This window comes from Aquirufa sp. ROCK2-A2, assembly GCF_054558485.1.
This window is the reverse complement of the sequence record NZ_JBPXKA010000001.1, coordinates 308,027-325,900: the sequence shown is the minus strand read 5'-3', so window position 1 is coordinate 325,900 and position 17,874 is coordinate 308,027. Positions and strand designations below refer to the sequence as shown.

At 37.4% G+C, this 17,874-nt stretch carries 11 protein-coding genes; 9 read left to right on the top strand and 2 right to left on the bottom strand.

The genetic code is table 11. From position 1 onward, the window contains the following. Positions 1-44: 44 nt before the first annotated feature. Entirely contained in the window at positions 45-3,038 is a 2,994-nt protein-coding gene (locus tag V7S76_RS01440) for a PVC-type heme-binding CxxCH protein (RefSeq protein ID WP_459508217.1), read from the bottom strand. Between the two features lie 123 nt (positions 3,039-3,161). Here V7S76_RS01440 and V7S76_RS01435 point away from each other — a divergent pair, with 123 nt between their 5' ends. The 4 genes from V7S76_RS01435 (at position 3,162) to V7S76_RS01420 (ending at position 7,966) form a co-directional block, all read left to right on the top strand. Further along, complete coding sequence (locus tag V7S76_RS01435) at positions 3,162-4,175, top strand: sialidase family protein (protein WP_459508216.1); 1,014 nt, start codon at positions 3,162-3,164, stop codon at positions 4,173-4,175. A gap of 1 nt (position 4,176) precedes the next feature. Continuing rightward, positions 4,177-5,685: a sodium:solute symporter family protein gene (locus V7S76_RS01430; RefSeq protein ID WP_459508215.1), complete on the top strand. Its 1,509-nt coding sequence runs from the start codon at positions 4,177-4,179 to the stop codon at positions 5,683-5,685. Further along, positions 5,686-6,630 carry a dihydrodipicolinate synthase family protein gene (locus V7S76_RS01425; RefSeq protein ID WP_459508214.1) on the top strand — a complete coding sequence of 315 codons (945 nt, stop codon included), beginning with the start codon at positions 5,686-5,688 and terminating at the stop codon, positions 6,628-6,630. It abuts the gene before it with no gap. A gap of 85 nt (positions 6,631-6,715) precedes the next feature. Further along, the gene (locus tag V7S76_RS01420; RefSeq protein ID WP_459508213.1) at positions 6,716-7,966 is read left to right on the top strand and encodes a photosystem II biosynthesis protein; all 1,251 of its coding nucleotides are present in this window, start codon (positions 6,716-6,718) and stop codon (positions 7,964-7,966) included. Between the two features lie 267 nt (positions 7,967-8,233). Here the strand turns inward: V7S76_RS01420 and V7S76_RS01415 are convergent, their stop codons facing one another. Beyond that, positions 8,234-9,097 (bottom strand): AraC family transcriptional regulator, encoded by an 864-nt coding sequence (locus tag V7S76_RS01415; protein WP_459508212.1) that lies wholly within the window; start codon positions 9,095-9,097, stop codon positions 8,234-8,236. A gap of 162 nt (positions 9,098-9,259) precedes the next feature. Between V7S76_RS01415 and V7S76_RS01410 the strand changes: the two genes are divergently transcribed. Genes V7S76_RS01410 through V7S76_RS01390 form a run of 5 tightly spaced genes read left to right on the top strand, consistent with a single transcriptional unit; the run spans position 9,260 to position 17,870 of the window. After that, positions 9,260-12,655, top strand: coding sequence for a SusC/RagA family TonB-linked outer membrane protein (locus V7S76_RS01410; RefSeq protein WP_459508211.1), 3,396 nt, complete (start codon positions 9,260-9,262; stop codon positions 12,653-12,655). 27 nt (positions 12,656-12,682) lie between these two features. Beyond that, the gene (locus tag V7S76_RS01405) at positions 12,683-14,323 is read left to right on the top strand and encodes a SusD/RagB family nutrient-binding outer membrane lipoprotein (protein ID WP_459508210.1); all 1,641 of its coding nucleotides are present in this window, start codon (positions 12,683-12,685) and stop codon (positions 14,321-14,323) included. After that, positions 14,323-15,594 (top strand): hypothetical protein, encoded by a 1,272-nt coding sequence (locus V7S76_RS01400; RefSeq protein WP_459508209.1) that lies wholly within the window; start codon positions 14,323-14,325, stop codon positions 15,592-15,594. Before V7S76_RS01405 ends, V7S76_RS01400 begins: the two co-directional genes overlap by 1 nt. A 23-nt stretch (positions 15,595-15,617) precedes the next feature. Beyond that, on the top strand, positions 15,618-16,700 hold the full coding sequence (locus V7S76_RS01395) for a polysaccharide deacetylase family protein (protein WP_459508208.1): 1,083 nt from the start codon (positions 15,618-15,620) through the stop codon (positions 16,698-16,700). Then, positions 16,701-17,870 carry a sialidase family protein gene (locus tag V7S76_RS01390; protein WP_459508207.1) on the top strand — a complete coding sequence of 390 codons (1,170 nt, stop codon included), beginning with the start codon at positions 16,701-16,703 and terminating at the stop codon, positions 17,868-17,870. It begins immediately after the preceding gene. The last annotated feature ends 4 nt before the right edge of the window (positions 17,871-17,874 follow it).

Sequence of the window (17,874 nt, the reverse complement as noted above, 5' to 3'; positions counted from 1 at the left end):
TATAATTAAATAGGTTTTTGAAAACACAAATTAGCAAGAAAAAATCATTTGCCTTTCATAAAAGCGACTAAATCTGCCATGTCTTGCAATTTTATATTAGCCTCCAATCCATTTGGCATGGCTGAAAGTTTTGCCGAAACACGCGATTTGATTCGATACTTTTCAATGACGGATACAATGCCCCCCATTTGTTTCAAACTAATGGAGTTTTCATTTTCAGAAGTAATGATTCCTGACAATTTATTGCCATCTGTTAATACCAATTCCCAATTGCCATATTTATCCGCAATGGAATTGTTCGGATTAATGATTTCGGTAATAATAGACAAAGCATTTCTACTTTTTAAAGTAGACAAATCGGGGCCAAAAGAAATACCACCTACACCCTGAATTTGGTGGCAAACCGTACAATTGGTTTTGAAAATCTCCTTCCCTCTGGTGGCACTTCCTACCATGTCTGCAGCAGGTAAATAATTTTGCAAAATAGCCTTTCTATCCTCGCTAATTGCTAAAACCTCTCTTGCTAACTTTCGAACAACTGCATCATCGGAATTCATTAATTCCACAATTTGAGGCCATGCCAAATCTGCACGTGGAATATTTTTATTGGCAACTTCCTTCAACAAGGTGGTCATGTAATTCAAATGCACTACCAAATAGTTGATCCAGCCTTTTCTTGAAGGCATTTTCATTTGTTGATAAACTTGATTGATTTGTTTGATTTCTTGATTAGTCAAATGGTCTGGCAAAGCTTTGATACTAGCCATTTGAATGGATTCACTCGGAGCCTTAACGATAAAAGTAACCAATTTTGAGGTGAATGCAGGATCCTTTCGAAGCGTCATTAATGCCAATGCATCTTCTTGAAAAAGAGGATCTTTACTGGCAGTAAACTGAATATCAATTTGTTTGAAAAATAAGGGATCAGTTGGTAGGCCAATTGCTCGAAAAGTGGCTATAATGGACTTACGCATTTTGGTGGAAGGGGAAATCAAAAACGATTTGGCCATCGTACTTTTTTGAATTTCGCTCAAAGAAATTTTCTTTTCGGCATAGTCAGCATAACTGGATAAGCCCTTCAATAAGGCAGCTTGCCACCAATCATTTGAGGTATTAGTATCATTGACAAAAGCCAGAAAATTCAGATCATTTTTTTTCAATAATGCGGCAGCTACATAGGTAAAGAAATTTTCTTTCCCTTCACTTGGCTTTGTACCAAAATTCTGAATAGCACTTTTTAATAAATCCAATTCTGTACCAGAAGAAGCTGCTATGGATGCAACCCCTACCCAATGATCATCGATATCTCTTTTCACAATTTGACTCCTCAAATTCGCTACTTGAGGAAAATGGAAAAAAGCAGAAGAGCAAAGCCATTGGAAACGGACGCGAGCCGAAGGATCATTGGCCGCTTCCATGAGTATTTTAATTAAATTTTGATTTTGCGCTATTTTGGGTTCATTCATCAATAAGTCCGCGGCCTTTAAGGCATTTTCACGAACACCTTCCTGTTTATTTTCAAGCGCATTGGATAAGTCCTTGGCGTTTAATTGATTAAAATCTTTCAAAAGCCAAAGCGCAGGAATACTGGCTTCAGCTTCTTTTTCTTCCAACATTTGGTGTAAAGAATTCGCCACTGTAACATCCTTTCTTTGGTATAATAAACGCTGTGCTGTCTTCCTATACCAGCCATTGTCGGAACGTAAAAGTTCCACCAATTTCTCGGATTTTTCGGAAGAAAGTTTCAATTCATTCATCCAATCAAAACCTTTCGCTCCTTTTTTAGTAATTCGATAGATCCGTCCTTTGGTTTTTCCATTGTATAAGGCTCCACTTTTGTTGACCTCATCCGACATCCATTCAGGATGCTCAATTAATTGACGATAATAATCGACCACATATAAGGCTCCGTCTGGCCCTACATAAAAATTCACTGGCCTAAACCAAGGATCTTTGGAAGCTAAAAATTCCTTTTTTTCAAGTAATCGAGAACCCCTGAAGGTAGCACCATGAGGATTAATCATATCGGCATGTACCAAGTTATGAACCGGTTCTCCCACGAAAGTCACTTGAGAAAAATCCTTTCCAAACGCTCCTCCATCGTACCAAGTAATTCCACAAGAAGAAGTGACAACCCCCACATCTGTCAATAATTGATGATTAGGATTTTCTGAAATCGGATACACCTCACAAGCATCTCCATGATCCGGAATTTTCTCCATTGCCTCAGGTATCACTAAATTAGGATTCATGGTGGTATAACGAGCATCGATCACCTCATGAAAAAGATGATCTGCATTGTCTGTGTAAAAATGATGCCCCCAAGGATCAAAGGTATGGCCATATTGCGTTTCACCCGACATGGATTCCAAACCAAACACATCTGGTTTGAATCTCACATTTCGGCCATTGCCATTTTTGGACAAAAAAGGTGCTTTTTTATTGCTAGGATAGCGAATATCACTTCCTTTATCCCCAAATAAATACTCATAAGCGAAGGAATTAATAGATCCTGAATGCCCAAGGTAAATCCAATTGTCTAAACCGAATTTGGGCGTATTCATGTTATGCTGTGGATTTGACAAAGAAAAACCGGTTAAAACCACTTCCCTTTTGTCTGCCTTATTATCCCCATTCGTATCTTCAAAATAAAGGATATTCGGTGCATCGGCTACGATAATCCCCTTTTTCCATTTCATGATACCCATTGGGAGAGTCAAACTATCGACAAACACAATGGATTGATCCGGCAAACCATCTTTATTGGTATCTATCAATTTACGAACTTGTCCGGTTTTGCTTAAATCCAATGGATAGCCAGGCATTTCTAAGACAAACCAATTTCCATCTTCATCAATTTCCATGGCAACTGGATCTGCAATTAGAGGTTCAGCCGCCACCATTTCGATATCGAAACCTTCCATGATTTGAAAGTCAGACAATGCTTTTTGATGTTCTGTCGAAAGATGAATGGAATTCTTTTTTTCGGGTGTACAGGCATACACAATGAAGAACACTATGACGATTAGATAGCGCATTTTCAGAAGTTTAATAGGTTTATAAAGTGCAAGTTATAAGAAATTTTATCAAATCTTTTTTTCACCAAATAAAAAAAGTCCAACAAAAACACTAAATTGAGCAAATTTTGAACCTATTAAACAATGAAAATACTCTACATACTAGCACTTATGGTGTTGGCAAATGGCGCGTTAGCGCAAATTGAAAAATCCGAATTTATTTATGAAACGGCGCCTTTCCCGTCTTGTCATGCTTCAACCATTGAAGAAACTCCCAGAGGTTTAGTGGCGGCTTGGTTTGGTGGTACCGAAGAAAGAAACAAAGATGTGGGTATTTGGGTGAGTCGATTAGAAAACGGAAAATGGACAGCGCCAATCGAAGTTGCGAATGGTGTTCAAAACAAGGACATTCGTTATCCAACCTGGAATCCGGTATTATTTCAAATGCCACAAGGAGGTGAATTGCTTTTATTTTATAAGGTTGGACCCACGCCGAGAGATTGGTGGGGAATGATGCGCCGTTCCAACGACGGAGGAATAACCTGGTCCAATGCGGAGGTGTTACCCGAAGGAATTTTGGGTCCTATCAAAAATAAACCCGTCATGTTAAAAGATGGAACATTATTATGTCCTACTAGTTCAGAGGATAATGGTTGGAGAGTCCATTTTGAAATGACTAAAGATGGTGGTCGAACTTGGACAAGAACAGAGGCTATCAATGATGGAAAAGAGTTCTCCGCCATTCAACCCAGTGTATTATTTTTAAAAGATGGTCGATTACAAATTCTATGTAGAAGCAAAAATGGAAATGTACTAGAAGCATTTTCAAGTGATCAAGGAAAAACATGGACATCCTTAAAAGCAACTACCTTGCCTAATCCCAATTCTGGAACAGACGCCGTGACTTTAAAAGATGGTCGTCAAGTATTGGTTTATAATCACGTAACCAAAGAATCTAGAGAATGGGGAGGTAATCGTTCTCCTCTGAATGTAGTTATTTCAGAGGATGGTCAAACTTGGAAAGAAATTGCTGTGTTGGAAAATACCCCCAAGGCTGAGTTTTCCTATCCAGCTGTGATTCAAACCAAAGATGGTAAGCTTCACATTACTTATACTTGGAAAAGAGAAAAAATCAAGCACGTTGTAATCAAATTATAAAATGGAATTACCCATCATTGACCTAAGTATCATCGTTATTTACCTAGCTTGTATGATAGGCATAGGTGTGTATTTCTCCAAAAGAAATAGCAGCTCCGAACAATTCACAACGGCCTCTGGACAAATTCCTGGTTGGGCCTTAGGACTTAGCTTTTACGCCACATTTTTGAGTGCCATTACCTTTTTAGGGGATCCGGGTAAATCCTTTGGAAGCAATTGGAATCCATTTGCATTTAGTTTGTCTATTCCTTTTGCAGCTTGGGTTTCGACCAAATATTTTGTTCCATTTTATCGAAACAATGGCGAAATAAGTGCCTATACCCATTTAGAAAAAAGATTTGGCTCTTGGGCAAGAACCTATGCCATGGTTTGTTTCATTATGACCCAATTGGCTAGAATGGGGACGATATTTTATGGGATTGCACTTACCATCAATGCATTAACGGGTATTGACATGCGTCTTATTATCATTGTATCAGGACTTTGTATCATATTTTACACCGTTTTAGGTGGTATGGAAGCGGTTATTTGGACAGAGGTTATTCAGGCCATTTTAAAAACCTGTGGAGCATTGATGATTATTGGAATCATCCTTTATCAAACAGGAATTTCCAAGGTCATTGAAATTGGCATCCGAGATGACAAATTTAGTTTAGGCAGTTTTCAACCTAATTTTAGTATAAGCTCGGTTTGGGTGGTTTTGTTATATGGTTTTTTCATTAACCTCACCAATTTTGGAATTGACCAAAATTACATTCAACGCTATCATACCGCTCAAGATGCAAAAGCTGCCTCCAAAAGTATTTGGTTATGTGTAATGTATTTTGTGCCCGTTTCCTTTTTGTTTTTCTTCATTGGAACAGCCCTTTATACCTTTTACATGGAAAATCCAGCCCTGATATTGGATTTAAAACAACAAGTTGCAACAGAAAAAAATATGGCATTGGATTCGTTAAAACCTTCCGATTATGGGGATAGAGTCTTACCATTTTTCATGAAAACTCAAATTCCAAAGGGATTTTTAGGATTATTAATGGCTGCCTTATTATCGGCTGCCATGAGTACCATGAGTAGTGGAATGAATAGTTCTGCCACTGTTTTTTTGAAAGATATTTATTTACGATATGTCCAAAAGGACTTAGCCGCCGACAAGCAATTAAAGGTCTTACATATAGCCACTATCGTGATGGGGATATTAGGAATCACGTTTGGCATTTGTATGATTGGTGTGAAAAGCTTATTAGATGTTTGGTGGAAGCTGTCGGGAATTTTCGCAGGAGGAATGTTGGGAATATTCTTGATGGGATTTTTAGCCAAAAATGTCGAAAATCTAGCTGCCAAAATTGCTGCCCTATTTGGAGTAGCCATTATCGCTTGGATTTCCTTTAAGGATAGTCTTCCTGAAAATCTACAAAGTCCATTTGATTCCAAAATGACGGTTGTAATTGGAACGATTTCCATCGTCAGCATCGGAATTCTAGTTCAAAAACTCATCAAAAAAACTCGTTAAATGATGCAACAAAAATTACCAAAAGGATTTGTTCCCGTGATGATTAGTTCTTTCCATGAAGATTTATCGTTGGATTTAGAAGGAATTGCCAGATTAACTGAAATGTATATTCAAGCGGGTGCGGTAGGCTTATTCGCCAATTGTTTATCCAGTGAAATGTATGAGTTGAGCCGTGAAGAACGCATAAGTTTAATCGATACTGTTGTAAAAACTGCCAATGGAAGAGTACCCGTAGTGGCAACAGGCACATTGGAGGGCAGTATCGAAGAAATGGCTCAATTTTCGAAAGAAATTTACGCTTTAGGCATTCAAGCTGTGATTATTCTTAATAATCAAATGGTCAAAGAAAATGAATCAGATGCCTTATTTTTAGAGCATATGCATAAGTATATGGATCTAACTCCAGGCATACCTTTTGGCATTTACGAATGTCCCGCGCCTTATAAAAGATTGATTAGTCCAGAGGTTTTAGAAGATTTACTACCTTCCGGCCGCTTGGTTTACCACAAAGATACTTCCTTGGATTTCACCAAAGTTGCTAATCGGATTCGAATGGCACAAGGTTATAATTTCGGACTATATGATGCCTATATGGGACATGCCGTGGCAGTTTTGAAAGCAGGAGCTATGGGATTATCTTGTATTCAAGGCAATTATTTTCCGGAATTGATTGTTTGGTTGTGTGAAAATTTCAATAAAGTTGGCAAGGAGAAGCAAGTTGAAGAAATTCAAAAATTCTTCAATGACAACATGGATGTTATGCATGACGTCTATCCTACCAGTGCTAAATATGCCCTTCAAAAAAGAGGTTTCCAAATAAATTTAGCCACCCGAAGGGCGGTTGGAAAATTAACGGAAAAACAAACCAACAACATTGATCAGCTATTATTGGATTATGAGAAGTTGTCGATGGTTAAGAGTTTGAAAATAGAAGAGAGAAAATGAGAAAAGAGAAAATCGGGGTGTGTTCGCTAAACTGTGTCATTTTTTTCTCTCCTCTCTACGATCTTCTCTTTAAAATACAATAACGATGAATATCAGAGCAATACTTCTTGTTGGAATGTCCTTGGCTACTGCATGGGCCGTTAGGGGACAGTTTGGTCATGAACACGGTGCTGCGTGGGCGGGATCTATTGGTTCAATTTGTATTTTATTGTTGGCTAATCGGAAAGATTGGACTGCAAAAGCCTTTCAAATAATTTTGGCGGGGGCATTAGGCTGGGGAATTGGAGGAGTCATGAGTTATGGTTTAGTGGTAGGTTACGGCCGTTCAACTGATTTTGTCAATGTCTATTATGGATTAGTTTCATTATTTGTCATAGGTGGATTATATGGATTCATGGGTGGAGGCTTATTTGGTTTAGCCATAGGTCATTCAAGTAAAACCCCGGTAAAATGGTCGAAATTGATCGTGGAAATGGTTGTCGGTGCATTAATCTTTTATTTCTTCATCATTCAGCAATTTGAATTTTTGATGACACCACCTAGAGACGAATCTTGGGCGGGAGTATTTGGAATGGTTGCAGCATTAATTTGGTTTATGTTTCGAACCAAAAACGTGCAAGCCTTACGAGTGGCCTTATTTGCAGGATTAGGTGGAGGTTTCGGTTTTGCTTTTGGAAATTTTTTGCAAGTATTAGGAACGGTATCTGCAATCAAATTTAATTTTTGGAATGTCATGGAATATTCCTTGGGGTTTTTCGGTGGAATAGGAATGGCCTATGGAACGTTTACCTCCAAATGGGAAGAATCAAGCAATGATAAAGCTCCGAATCAATGGCCAGCCATTCTAATGCTTACCTTAATAATTCCAGTCATCATGTGGCAACAAAATTTTCGCATGGAACGCTTAACGGAAACAGTAAATAAATTGAATTTTATTGATGCAGAAGCCATTATTTTATCCATTCGTTGGGATAGTTTATTTCTTATTTTAGGAGCAAGTATTTTTTGGATGTACACCTATTCTAAATCTAATAAGATTGAATATCCAACACTGAAACGATTTTTCATTGCCCATTTTGGACTTTATATACTATTAAGTTTATTGATAACTTCGGCTATATTGAGCACCTATCGGATTGAGCAATACCTTTATATCGTCAATTTTGGCATTATCCTATACCTACAAAAAAATACGAAAGTTGAATTTCTTACCAGGGATTTATCTTGGAATAAATATGCCAAGAATCTGATCCTATTATTTTTGATCATTGCCGTTTTAGCATTTATTGCTAGTCATTCCCATGGGGAATTGAAAGGGGCACATAATCGATTTTAAGAAGAAGAGAAGAAAAGAGGAGAGAGAAGATAGGAAAGAATCGTGAAAAGTTGAATACCTTTAAGAAAATCAGATTATTGATAGGAAATATAAGTTTCTAGTTTATAAATCTGATTTACTTTTTTTATGGGGTAATGGGTCCCCTTACCCCCTGCAATTTAGGTGTAATAAAGTTCAGTTGTTTGATAATTTTGAATAGAAAGAAAAAATCCCTCGTTTCTCTTTTCTCTTTTTTCTTTTCTCTTTTTTCTTTTCTCTTTTCTCTTCCTAATTGAATTCCTTCGCAAATTGAAAGGGAGTTTTTTGCGTTACCTTTTTAAAGGCTTTATTGAAATTGGTGAAATTATTAAATCCCGATTCGTAACAGATTTGAGTAACCAATAATTGATTTTCTTTGATCAACTTACAAGCAAATTCCACTCGTATTTCATTCAGAAAATTGGCATAATTTTTACGGGTTTTACTTTTAAAATATCGACAAAAAGAAAGTGGACTAAGATTGACTACTTCTGCGATTTCATCAATAGTGATTTTTCTCCTGAAATTTTTCACAGAATAATTGTAAATCAAATTTAATCGACTCGTTTCTTTTTCATTTGTGGTGGTTTCTAGTAATCCGCTGGATAAAAATTCTTTTTCCTGACTAATGGACAATATATTTAATATTTGAAATAATTGAAGTACTTGATTGTCGTTCTCTTGTTCCAATATCATTTTCATTCTACCAATTATTTGCTGTTTGGTTTGACCGTGAATTTGAATTCCCTTTTTCGACTCTTCCATTAAATTCGCCACAAACCGATTTTCATGTAAATTCATAAATACTTCTCCAAATAATTCTGGACTAAAATGAATCACCAATGCAGATGCCTTCAAATCTTCTTGTCCCTGAAAATAAATATCATCACTTCGCAAATAATGTGGACAATTTGACCCAATAAACAATAAATCACCATCTTCAAAATGCTGAATACTATCACCTACAAATTGAGTACCTGTTCCTTTTTCAATTAATAACAATTCGTTCTCAGGATGGTAATGATACTTGTTAAAAAAGTAACTAACTATGTCACGTCGAACACTAAATGATCGCAATGGTTGATTGGAAACTTTTAGTAATTGAGCCTTCATTGAATTATATAAGTTTTTTTAAAGAAGCGAACACACAAGTATGCCAGAATAGTTATGCTATTTGGTGAATTTATTTAACTTTTCAATTATAAAAATGTATTTTTTTGTTAAGAATTTGAAAGACTATCTAAAAATGTCATTTGTTAACCTAATTTATATAAAATGAGAATACCTTTTTACACAAAAATGCTTCGGCATTGCCTAGTTACGGTTGCATTGATAGTAGGATGCTATTCAGCAACACTCGCTCAGTCTCGACTGATCACTGGAAAGGTCACTTCCAGTTCTGATGGCTCCGAATTACCTGGTGTCAGCATTACCATTAAAGGAACGAACAAAGGAACTTCGAGCAACATTTCTGGCTCTTATTCCATTGAAGTTTCAGGTACAAATCCTGTGCTTGTTTTCTCATTTGTCGGATTTGACAAAAAAGAAGTGAACGTAGGAAATCGCACAGTTCTGGATGTAGCTTTAACAACCAATTCCTCCGAATTGAATGAAGTTGTTGTTACTGCTTTAGGTATCAAACGGGAAGAAAAATCCTTGGGTTATTCCGTAGGAAAAGTTGCCGGAAAAGATCTTAGCCGTGTTGTCAATGAAAACGTATTAAACTCATTAGCAGGTAAAGTGGCTGGGGTTAGTATCAATGCCACAGGTACTACAGGTTCATCTGTTAGTATGATTATTCGTGGTGCCAAGTCTTTGAGCAACGATAATCAACCATTATTTGTGATTGACGGTGTTCCAGTGATCAACTCATTGAACAACGTGAGTCAAATTGGTAATGATAACCGTGTGGATTACGGTAATGCCATTTCAGATTTGAATCCAGAAAACGTAGAAAGTGTTTCTGTCTTAAAAGGACCAAGTGCAGCGGCATTATATGGATCAAGAGCGGGTAATGGTGTTGTTTTGATTACAACTAAAAATGGAGCAAAAGCAAAGAAAATGACGGTTAACATCACATCAAATACGGTGTTTGATAATCCTTACAAATTCTTAAAAATGCACTCCAAATTTGCAACAGGGGTATTACCATTTACTCCTGACAACAATCCTTATCCTGGAGGAATTTTATCCATTGAAGAGGGTTCAGCTGGAGGTATTGGGCCTGAATTGGACAAGGGATATACCGCTATTCAGTGGAATAGTCCAAAAGATGCCAATGGAAAGCCAATTCCTTCAGAATTAAAATCCTATGCAGATAATGTGAAAAACTTTGTAAGAACAGGTATCACGACCACCAATGGCATTTCAGTATCCAATGGCAATGATGTGGCCAATTATCGCTTGACTTATTCCAATATGACTAGTCGCGGTATCGTACCAAATTCCGATTTATTCAAAAACTCTCTATCCATTGCTTCTTCTTTCAAATTGTCGAACAAATTGAAATTGAGCACTAATTTGGATGTAAGTAGAAATAGCTCCAATAACCGTCCAGCAAGTGAAAGGGGATCTAACCCGTTGCAATGGGCTTATGCAGTTTCTCCTCACATTAATATCATGGACTTAAAAAACTACTGGGTTCCAGGCCAAGAAGGTTTACAACAAAAATCTCAAGCTATTGGTAGTTATAATAACCCATGGTTCTTAGCGTATGAGGTAAATAACTCATTTGTGCGTGATCGCGGATTTGGTAATGTAAAATTAGATTATCAATTAACTCCAGAATTGAGTTTGATGGCCCGTTATTCATTAGATACGTATGGAGAAACAAGAGAAACAAAAATTGCAAAATCTTATACCGGTGAAAAAAATGGTGCGTATGGTATCATTAATTTAGACCGCTATGAACGCAACATCGATTTCTTAGCTACATGGGCTAAACCTGTTGGTGATTATTCTTTATCTTTTTCAGTTGGAGGAAACGCCAGAAACTCTAGAACATCGGATGTCAGTAATTCATCAAAAGGTGGTACAGGATTAATTATTCCAGGTCTTTATACTTTACAAAATATTGCCAATACCAATATTAACTACTCAAGTTATCAAACTCAAAAAGTGGTTTATTCAGGTTATGGTATGGCGAATTTAGGTTATAAGGATATGGTTTATTTGGATTTAACAGCACGTAATGATTGGTCAAGTACTTTGCCTGTTGAAAATAGATCTTACTTCTATCCCTCCGCTTCCTTAAGTGTTTTATTGAATGAAATGTTCCAAATCTCAAATCAAAAAATTGATTTACTAAAAATTAGAGCAGGTGTTGCTCAAGTAGGTAATGACACGAACCCGTATGCGTTAATCAATACATTAGGAATTGCTGAAGCATGGGGATCCATTACTCGTTTAGGAAAAAATGGCAACATATTATTACCTGATTTGAAACCAGAAATTTCTACCTCTGTAGACTTAGGAGCAGATTTAACGATGTACAAAAATCGTTTAAGATTTTCAGGAACATATTATACCGTAGAAAACCGAAATCAAATCATTCCAACAACCCTTCCATCTTCGTCAGGTTTTACCTCGAAGAACATCAATGCAGGCTTATTGGTTAGTAAAGGGATCGAGTTAACTTTAGGTGGTACCCCAATAGATAACAATGGTTGGAAATTAGATTTAACCGCTAACTTCTACAAAAACGAAACGACGATTAAAGAATTATCAAGTGGATTAAATTCTTACACACTTTGGACAGATGCCAAAGGAGGAGCTTGGACTTATGTAGGAGATAAGATTGGAGACATTTACGATGCTGAAATTGTCACCGTAAAAGATCAAAATTCGAAATATTTTGGTTACCCAATATTAGATTCTGACGGTTCTTGGCAATCTATTTCTGCGAGTAACACCAGAAACAAAATAGGTAATTTTAATCCAGATTTTATTTTAGGTTTACAAACCTCTTTGAGCTATAAAAACTTTAGTTTGAACATGACCTTTGATTGGAGAAATGGAGGAGATTTTGTTTCACAAACCTATCGTTACAGTGAATCCGATTTGAAATCTCAACGTTTCTTGGATAATTTGATTAATCCAAATGGCTTGACAGGTGATGCCTTACGTAATTACTTGGTAGCCAATCAAGATAAAATGATCCGCATCAATCAAAATGGATACTTCCCAATAGTTGGTGGACCTACCAAGGAATATGGTGGATATCCATTTGAATATGGCGGAAAAGTTTATCCAAATGGCGTATTTAATCCAGGTGTAATCGCTATCTATGATGACAAAGGAAATGTAACAGGTTACGAAGAAAACTTAGGTGGGCCTAATACAAGGATTTTACCATATGGCGACAACTATCCATGGAGCTTTACACGTGCAGCAACGTTTGATGCATCATTCGTAAAATTAAGAGAAATCTCTTTAGGCTATGAATTCCCAAGTGCTTTCGTTAAGAAAATGGGATTACAAGGCGCCAACTTCTCTGTGTATAGTCGTAACATCATTTTATGGACTGCTTCAAAAATTGGTATTGATCCTGAAACTGCTTTCCAACCACAAGCTGGAGCGCAAGCGGGTACTCAGTTCAAACAAGGAATTGAAAGATACAATGTTACACCTTGGGTGATCCCTGTCGGTTTTAAATTAGGTTTAACTTTTTAATCAACAGCACCTTAAAACATTAAAATCATGAAAATTAGACTTATAAAAATCGTCACTTTCACTTTGTTATCAGGAGCTTTTTTCTCTTGTGAAGATTTAACAACCGTGAATATCAATCCCAATGGGGTTCAACCAGATGTGGTTAATCCTAATTTAGTTTTACCAACTGTACTTACAGAAATGTCTAAATCCTATGTCAATTTAGGATATCAAGACATCGCTGGAGTAGTTCAACATACCCAAAAAGATGCTTGGTCATCGGGACATAACGACTATGATTGGGGTGGTTCTCAGAGCTGGTCAGGTTATTATGATATTTTGCGTAACAACGATTTATTGTATAAACGAGCTGTAGATTTAAATTTGGAATTTCATCAAGGAGTCGCTTTGGTAAATAGAGCATTTATGTTTGGTTTAATTACAGATCTGTGGGGTGATGCGCCGTATACCAGTGCCTTGAAAGGGGAGACCGGTGGAGCTGAAAACATCCTACCTGCTTATGACTCACAAGAAGTGATTTATGCAGGTATTATCGCTGATTTAGACAAAGCCAACAAATTACTTTCCAAACAAAAATCAGATTATTCAAGTATTGTGGATAATGTAGATGTTATTTATGGTGGTGATCCAACTAAATGGAGAAAAATGGCCAATTCATTAGCTTTACGTTATTTCATGCGTATTTCGAATAAAAAACCAGATGTAGCGAAAGCGGGAATTGAAAATATTGTAAAAAATGCAGCCAATTATCCCATCATTACTTCTAATCCAGATGATGCAACTATGGGTTTTCCAGGAACAAGTGATGGTACTTCTTGGCCAGCAAATGCGGTGTATGATGTTAGTGGTAGTAATTACCGTCGTATCAAAATGGCAGCCACGTTTGTCAAATATCTTCAAGCAGTGAAAGACCCTCGTTTAGGTGTTTGGGCATCTAAAGTGGAAATCCCTTTGGTAGTGGATGAAACTTTGCCATCTAAAACAGATAAAATAATAGATGGCAAAAGATACTTGTCGCCAGACATCGTGGGTAAATCGATGGTAGATACAAACCCTGATTATGTAGGATTACCCACATCATTTTCACAATTGCCTTCAGCGTATAATATGAATCCAACACCTGGGCAAACATCTTTCAACCCTCACGTATCATTTCTTGCACCTATGTACAAAAATGCTACTGGGGCAATGCTAAAAGCACGATTGATCTCCGCATCAGAGGTAAACTTCATCTTAGCTGAAGCTGCTTTAAAAGGTTGGGCTGTAGGTGATGCGAAAACTTTCTACGAAAATGGTGTTAAAGCATCCTTATCTACTTGGGGTAAAAGTGGAGATGCGTCTAGCTACTTAGCCAATGATGGTGTTTCTTACAAAGGAACAGTTCAACAAGTCATTGAGCAAAAATGGATTGCTAGCTGGACAGCTGCAACAGAAGCTTGGTTCGACTTCCGTCGTACTGGTTTCCCTGAATTAAAAGCAGGTCCTGCAGGAAAACGTCAGGCTTTACCTTTACGATTCTATTACATGCAAGATGAAATTAGAATCAATGCTAAAAATGCATCTTCTGCGATTGATAAATTAGAAGTATCTAATTATTCCCAAGCAGATGGCAAAAATAGTCCATGGTCAAAACCTTGGTTGATACAAGGCACTAATAAACCTTATTAATGAAATTACTTCTAAACCTATTCATACTAGTATTTTGTTTTTTAACTCAAACTGCTGCCCAAGACCTAAAAGTCGGGGCAGCGGTGCGAGTAATTACCCCCAATCCTTTACTTCCTGTTTCAGGAGGCATTGGAAAACCTAAACCCAGTTTAGAGAAAAAAGGTGAACTTTTTGCCCGTGCGATGGTAGTAGAACAAGGCAAAACTCGTTTTGCTATTGTAAACGTAGATAATTTGGGTTGGACTTCCGTTTTAGGAAATAGATCTAGAGCCTTAATCAAAGGAATACCTCCAGAAAACATTTTGATTGGAGCCACACATACCCATAGTGCGCCTGATGCTTACGGTTTTCCAGATGAAACCGGAAAAAACTATGCTGATTTAAAGTATCTCGACTTTTGTGTACAACAAATTGCAGATGCGGTCAATGAGGCCATTAAAAATTTAGAACCTGCCTCTATCAAAATTAATGTCCAAGAAGTCAAAGGGAAAATAGCCTATAACTATTATGCCCCAGCGCTTTATGACCCGAGATGTGGCGTCATTCAAGCCATCTCTGCCAAAGGAAATACCATTGCAACCTTGGTTAATTATGCCGTACATCCTGAAGTTTTAGGAAGTGAACGAGGAATCCTGAGTCCAGACATGATTGGGCCTTTGTACCAAAGAATTGAAGAAAAAGCTGGAGGTATAGCCCTATTTATGAATGGAGCCCAAGGAGGGATGGTGACAGCTGATACTAGACTCGAATATGGCAAAGAGGGCCAAGGTCAAAAAGAAGCCAACACCTGGGAAGAATGCATCCGAATAGGTACACTTCTTGCTGATGAAGCCTTAAGAATTATCAACTCCGCTACTGTTCTAATTAATCCATCGGTATTTTGTACGTCAAAGACCATCGACTTCCCTGTCGACTCGGAAATGATGCGCTATATTTTGTATAATTCCCCTTTGAAATACGAATCTAAAAAACCGAACATAGTGAGCACAAAAATTAATTTGATTAATATTGGACCTGCTCAAATTTTAACCATTCCAGGAGAGGCATTACCCAATGTGGGATATTACCTAAAACGAAATATGCCAACCAAAATGCCTTTCCTTTTTGGCTTAACCAATGACGCTTTCGGGTACATGCTCGCCAAAGTAGATTTCAACAGCTTTAAAAGGTATGAATACGTGAGTCGTACCAGTTTGGGTGAAATGACAGCAGAAATTTACATGGAACAAGCATTGCAGTTAGTTAATTCAAGTCCCAAACCAACCAAATAATTTAATTTAAAGCCTTTTGTAGCATGAAAACTCATCCATTCTTCTTGATTACCCTCTATTTTTTAATTTCGCTAACTTCCACTTTTGCCCAACAATTGGATAAAACCTATGCTGAAAAGCTAGGATTCCCAAAAGGGAAAAAAGTGGTTATTTTTCATGTCGACGATTGTGGAATGTCCTATTCCTCCAACCAAGGAGCCTATAAATCCATAGAAAAAGGAGTGGCAACCTCCTGCAGTATCATGATGCCCTGCCCTTGGGCAGCCAGCTTTGTCCATTATATCCAAAAAAATATTCCAAATTTAGATGCAGGCTTACACCTGACATTAACATCTGAGTGGAATGATTACCGTTGGCCGGCTTTATCAGGTTTTCAACAAGTACCAGGTTTAACAGATGGAGATGCCTGTATGTACCACAGTGTAGAACAAGTAATCAAAAACGCGAGTCCGGACGAAATAGAAAAAGAAATCAGGGCGCAAATTGCCCGCTCGGAAAAATTAGGCTGGAAACCCACTCACTTAGATTCCCACATGGGGACCTTATTTGCCTACCCTCCTTTTTTGGAACGATACATTAAAGTGGGTATTGAAAAAGGAATCCCAGTGATGTTCCCTGGCGGAAATAATAAAATGCTCTTCGAATCTATGAACCTCCCATTGATCAAAAAATTAAAAGCCGAGGGTAAATACGTAGAAGGAATGAAACTGCCTGCTGTGAAATACGGCTTAACAGATATGGGACCAGAAGCGATTAAAATTGGCGAAAAATTATGGGATGCAGGCCTACCGGTGTTGGACGATTTACATACCTACAGTGGCGATTGGAAACCTGAAGGTAGCAATGTTAGCTCTGCAGATTGGGGGAAATACAAAGCGGATCAATGGATTTCAACGCTTGAAAACATGAATCCTGGAGTCGCCATGCTGATTGTTCATAGCAGTGATATTACGGAAGAATTTAAGTTCATTAGCGGATCAGGCGGTTCCCGCTTAGCCGATATGAATTCCATGATGCATCCAGATTTAAAGGCTTATATCGAAAAAGAAGGAATCATTTTAACCACTTTTCGTGAATTATTGGAACGCCGCAAGAAGATCAAATAAATGAAAAAATTACTTGTTGTTCTATTTTTCACATCTTTTTCAAGTTTTGCACAAAATCCTGCGATTCTTGAATCTAGTTTAATTTTCCCAGAACAAAATCTACATGTTCATGGAAATAGTCACGTCCTTTTACCCAATGGCGATTATTTAGCTGTTTGGTTTTATGGCAGTGGAGAAAGAACGGCGGATGATGTTAAATTAATGGGCGCTCGATTAAAAAAAGGAGAAAAAAAATGGTCGGAACCTTTTTTAATGGCTGATACCCCTAACCTCCCCGATTGCAATCCTGTTCTCTTTTTAAACAAAGAAAATAAACTGTTTTTGGTATGGATAGCAGTACAAGCCAATCAATGGGAACAATCCATTTTACGAGTTCGAACGACCAAAAATTATCAAAATTCTGGTGCGCCCATTTGGGAATGGCAAGATAATATATTGTTAAAACCGAACGATAATTTTGCCAAAGAAGTATCCTCTAAATTAAAACAATTACCCGAGCACCCTATTGGTTGGGCGGGCTATGCCCCCAAATATGATCAATTAATTAATAAAGCCAGTGAAGATGCCGTCAAAAGAAGTATCGGATGGATGACCAGAATAAAACCACTTATTTCAGAAACTGGAAGAATTATTTTACCACTTTATTCCGATGGGTATAATTTATCGTTGATGGCCATCTCTGATGACGATGGCAATTCATGGCGACCAAGTTTACCTTTGGTAGGTAGAGGGCCTATACAGCCTGCGATCGTCCAATTAAAAAATGGTAAAATTTTGGCCTATTGTCGAGATAGTGGTGATAATCCTCCAAGAGTGCACATCAGTGAATCATTGGATAATGGTGAAACTTGGACCGCTTCCCTCAAATCTGATATTCCTAATACGGCTAGTGTGGAACTACTACTTTTACAGGATGGTCGGCTTGCTTTTGTTGGAAATGATATCGAGGATGGTCGTTATCAATTAAGTCTTTTTTTATCGAATGATGAAGGGAAAACTTGGAAATGGAAAACGTTTATCGAAAAAGTAGAGCCCAACAAAGGCAGCTTTTCTTATCCATGTTTAAGTCAAAGTCCCAATGGATTATTGCACCTATCTTATTCTTCCCATGTAGGACCCAATCAAAAATCAATCAAATATGTTGTGATTGATCCCAACAAAATAAAATAACATT

Bases quoted from the DNA above. Each gene is read 5' to 3' on its own strand.
- V7S76_RS01415 (WP_459508212.1), bottom strand. From the start codon at position 9,097: ATGAAGGCTCAATTACTAAAAGTTTCCAATCAACCATTGCGATCATTT.
- V7S76_RS01390 (WP_459508207.1), top strand. From the start codon at position 16,701: ATGAAAAAATTACTTGTTGTTCTATTTTTCACATCTTTTTCAAGTTTT.
- V7S76_RS01420 (WP_459508213.1), top strand. From the start codon at position 6,716: ATGAATATCAGAGCAATACTTCTTGTTGGAATGTCCTTGGCTACTGCA.
- V7S76_RS01405 (WP_459508210.1), top strand. From the start codon at position 12,683: ATGAAAATTAGACTTATAAAAATCGTCACTTTCACTTTGTTATCAGGA.
- V7S76_RS01435 (WP_459508216.1), top strand. From the start codon at position 3,162: ATGAAAATACTCTACATACTAGCACTTATGGTGTTGGCAAATGGCGCG.
- V7S76_RS01410 (WP_459508211.1), top strand. From the start codon at position 9,260: ATGAGAATACCTTTTTACACAAAAATGCTTCGGCATTGCCTAGTTACG.
- V7S76_RS01400 (WP_459508209.1), top strand. From the start codon at position 14,323: ATGAAATTACTTCTAAACCTATTCATACTAGTATTTTGTTTTTTAACT.
- V7S76_RS01430 (WP_459508215.1), top strand. From the start codon at position 4,177: ATGGAATTACCCATCATTGACCTAAGTATCATCGTTATTTACCTAGCT.
- V7S76_RS01440 (WP_459508217.1), bottom strand. From the start codon at position 3,038: ATGCGCTATCTAATCGTCATAGTGTTCTTCATTGTGTATGCCTGTACA.
- V7S76_RS01395 (WP_459508208.1), top strand. From the start codon at position 15,618: ATGAAAACTCATCCATTCTTCTTGATTACCCTCTATTTTTTAATTTCG.
- V7S76_RS01425 (WP_459508214.1), top strand. From the start codon at position 5,686: ATGATGCAACAAAAATTACCAAAAGGATTTGTTCCCGTGATGATTAGT.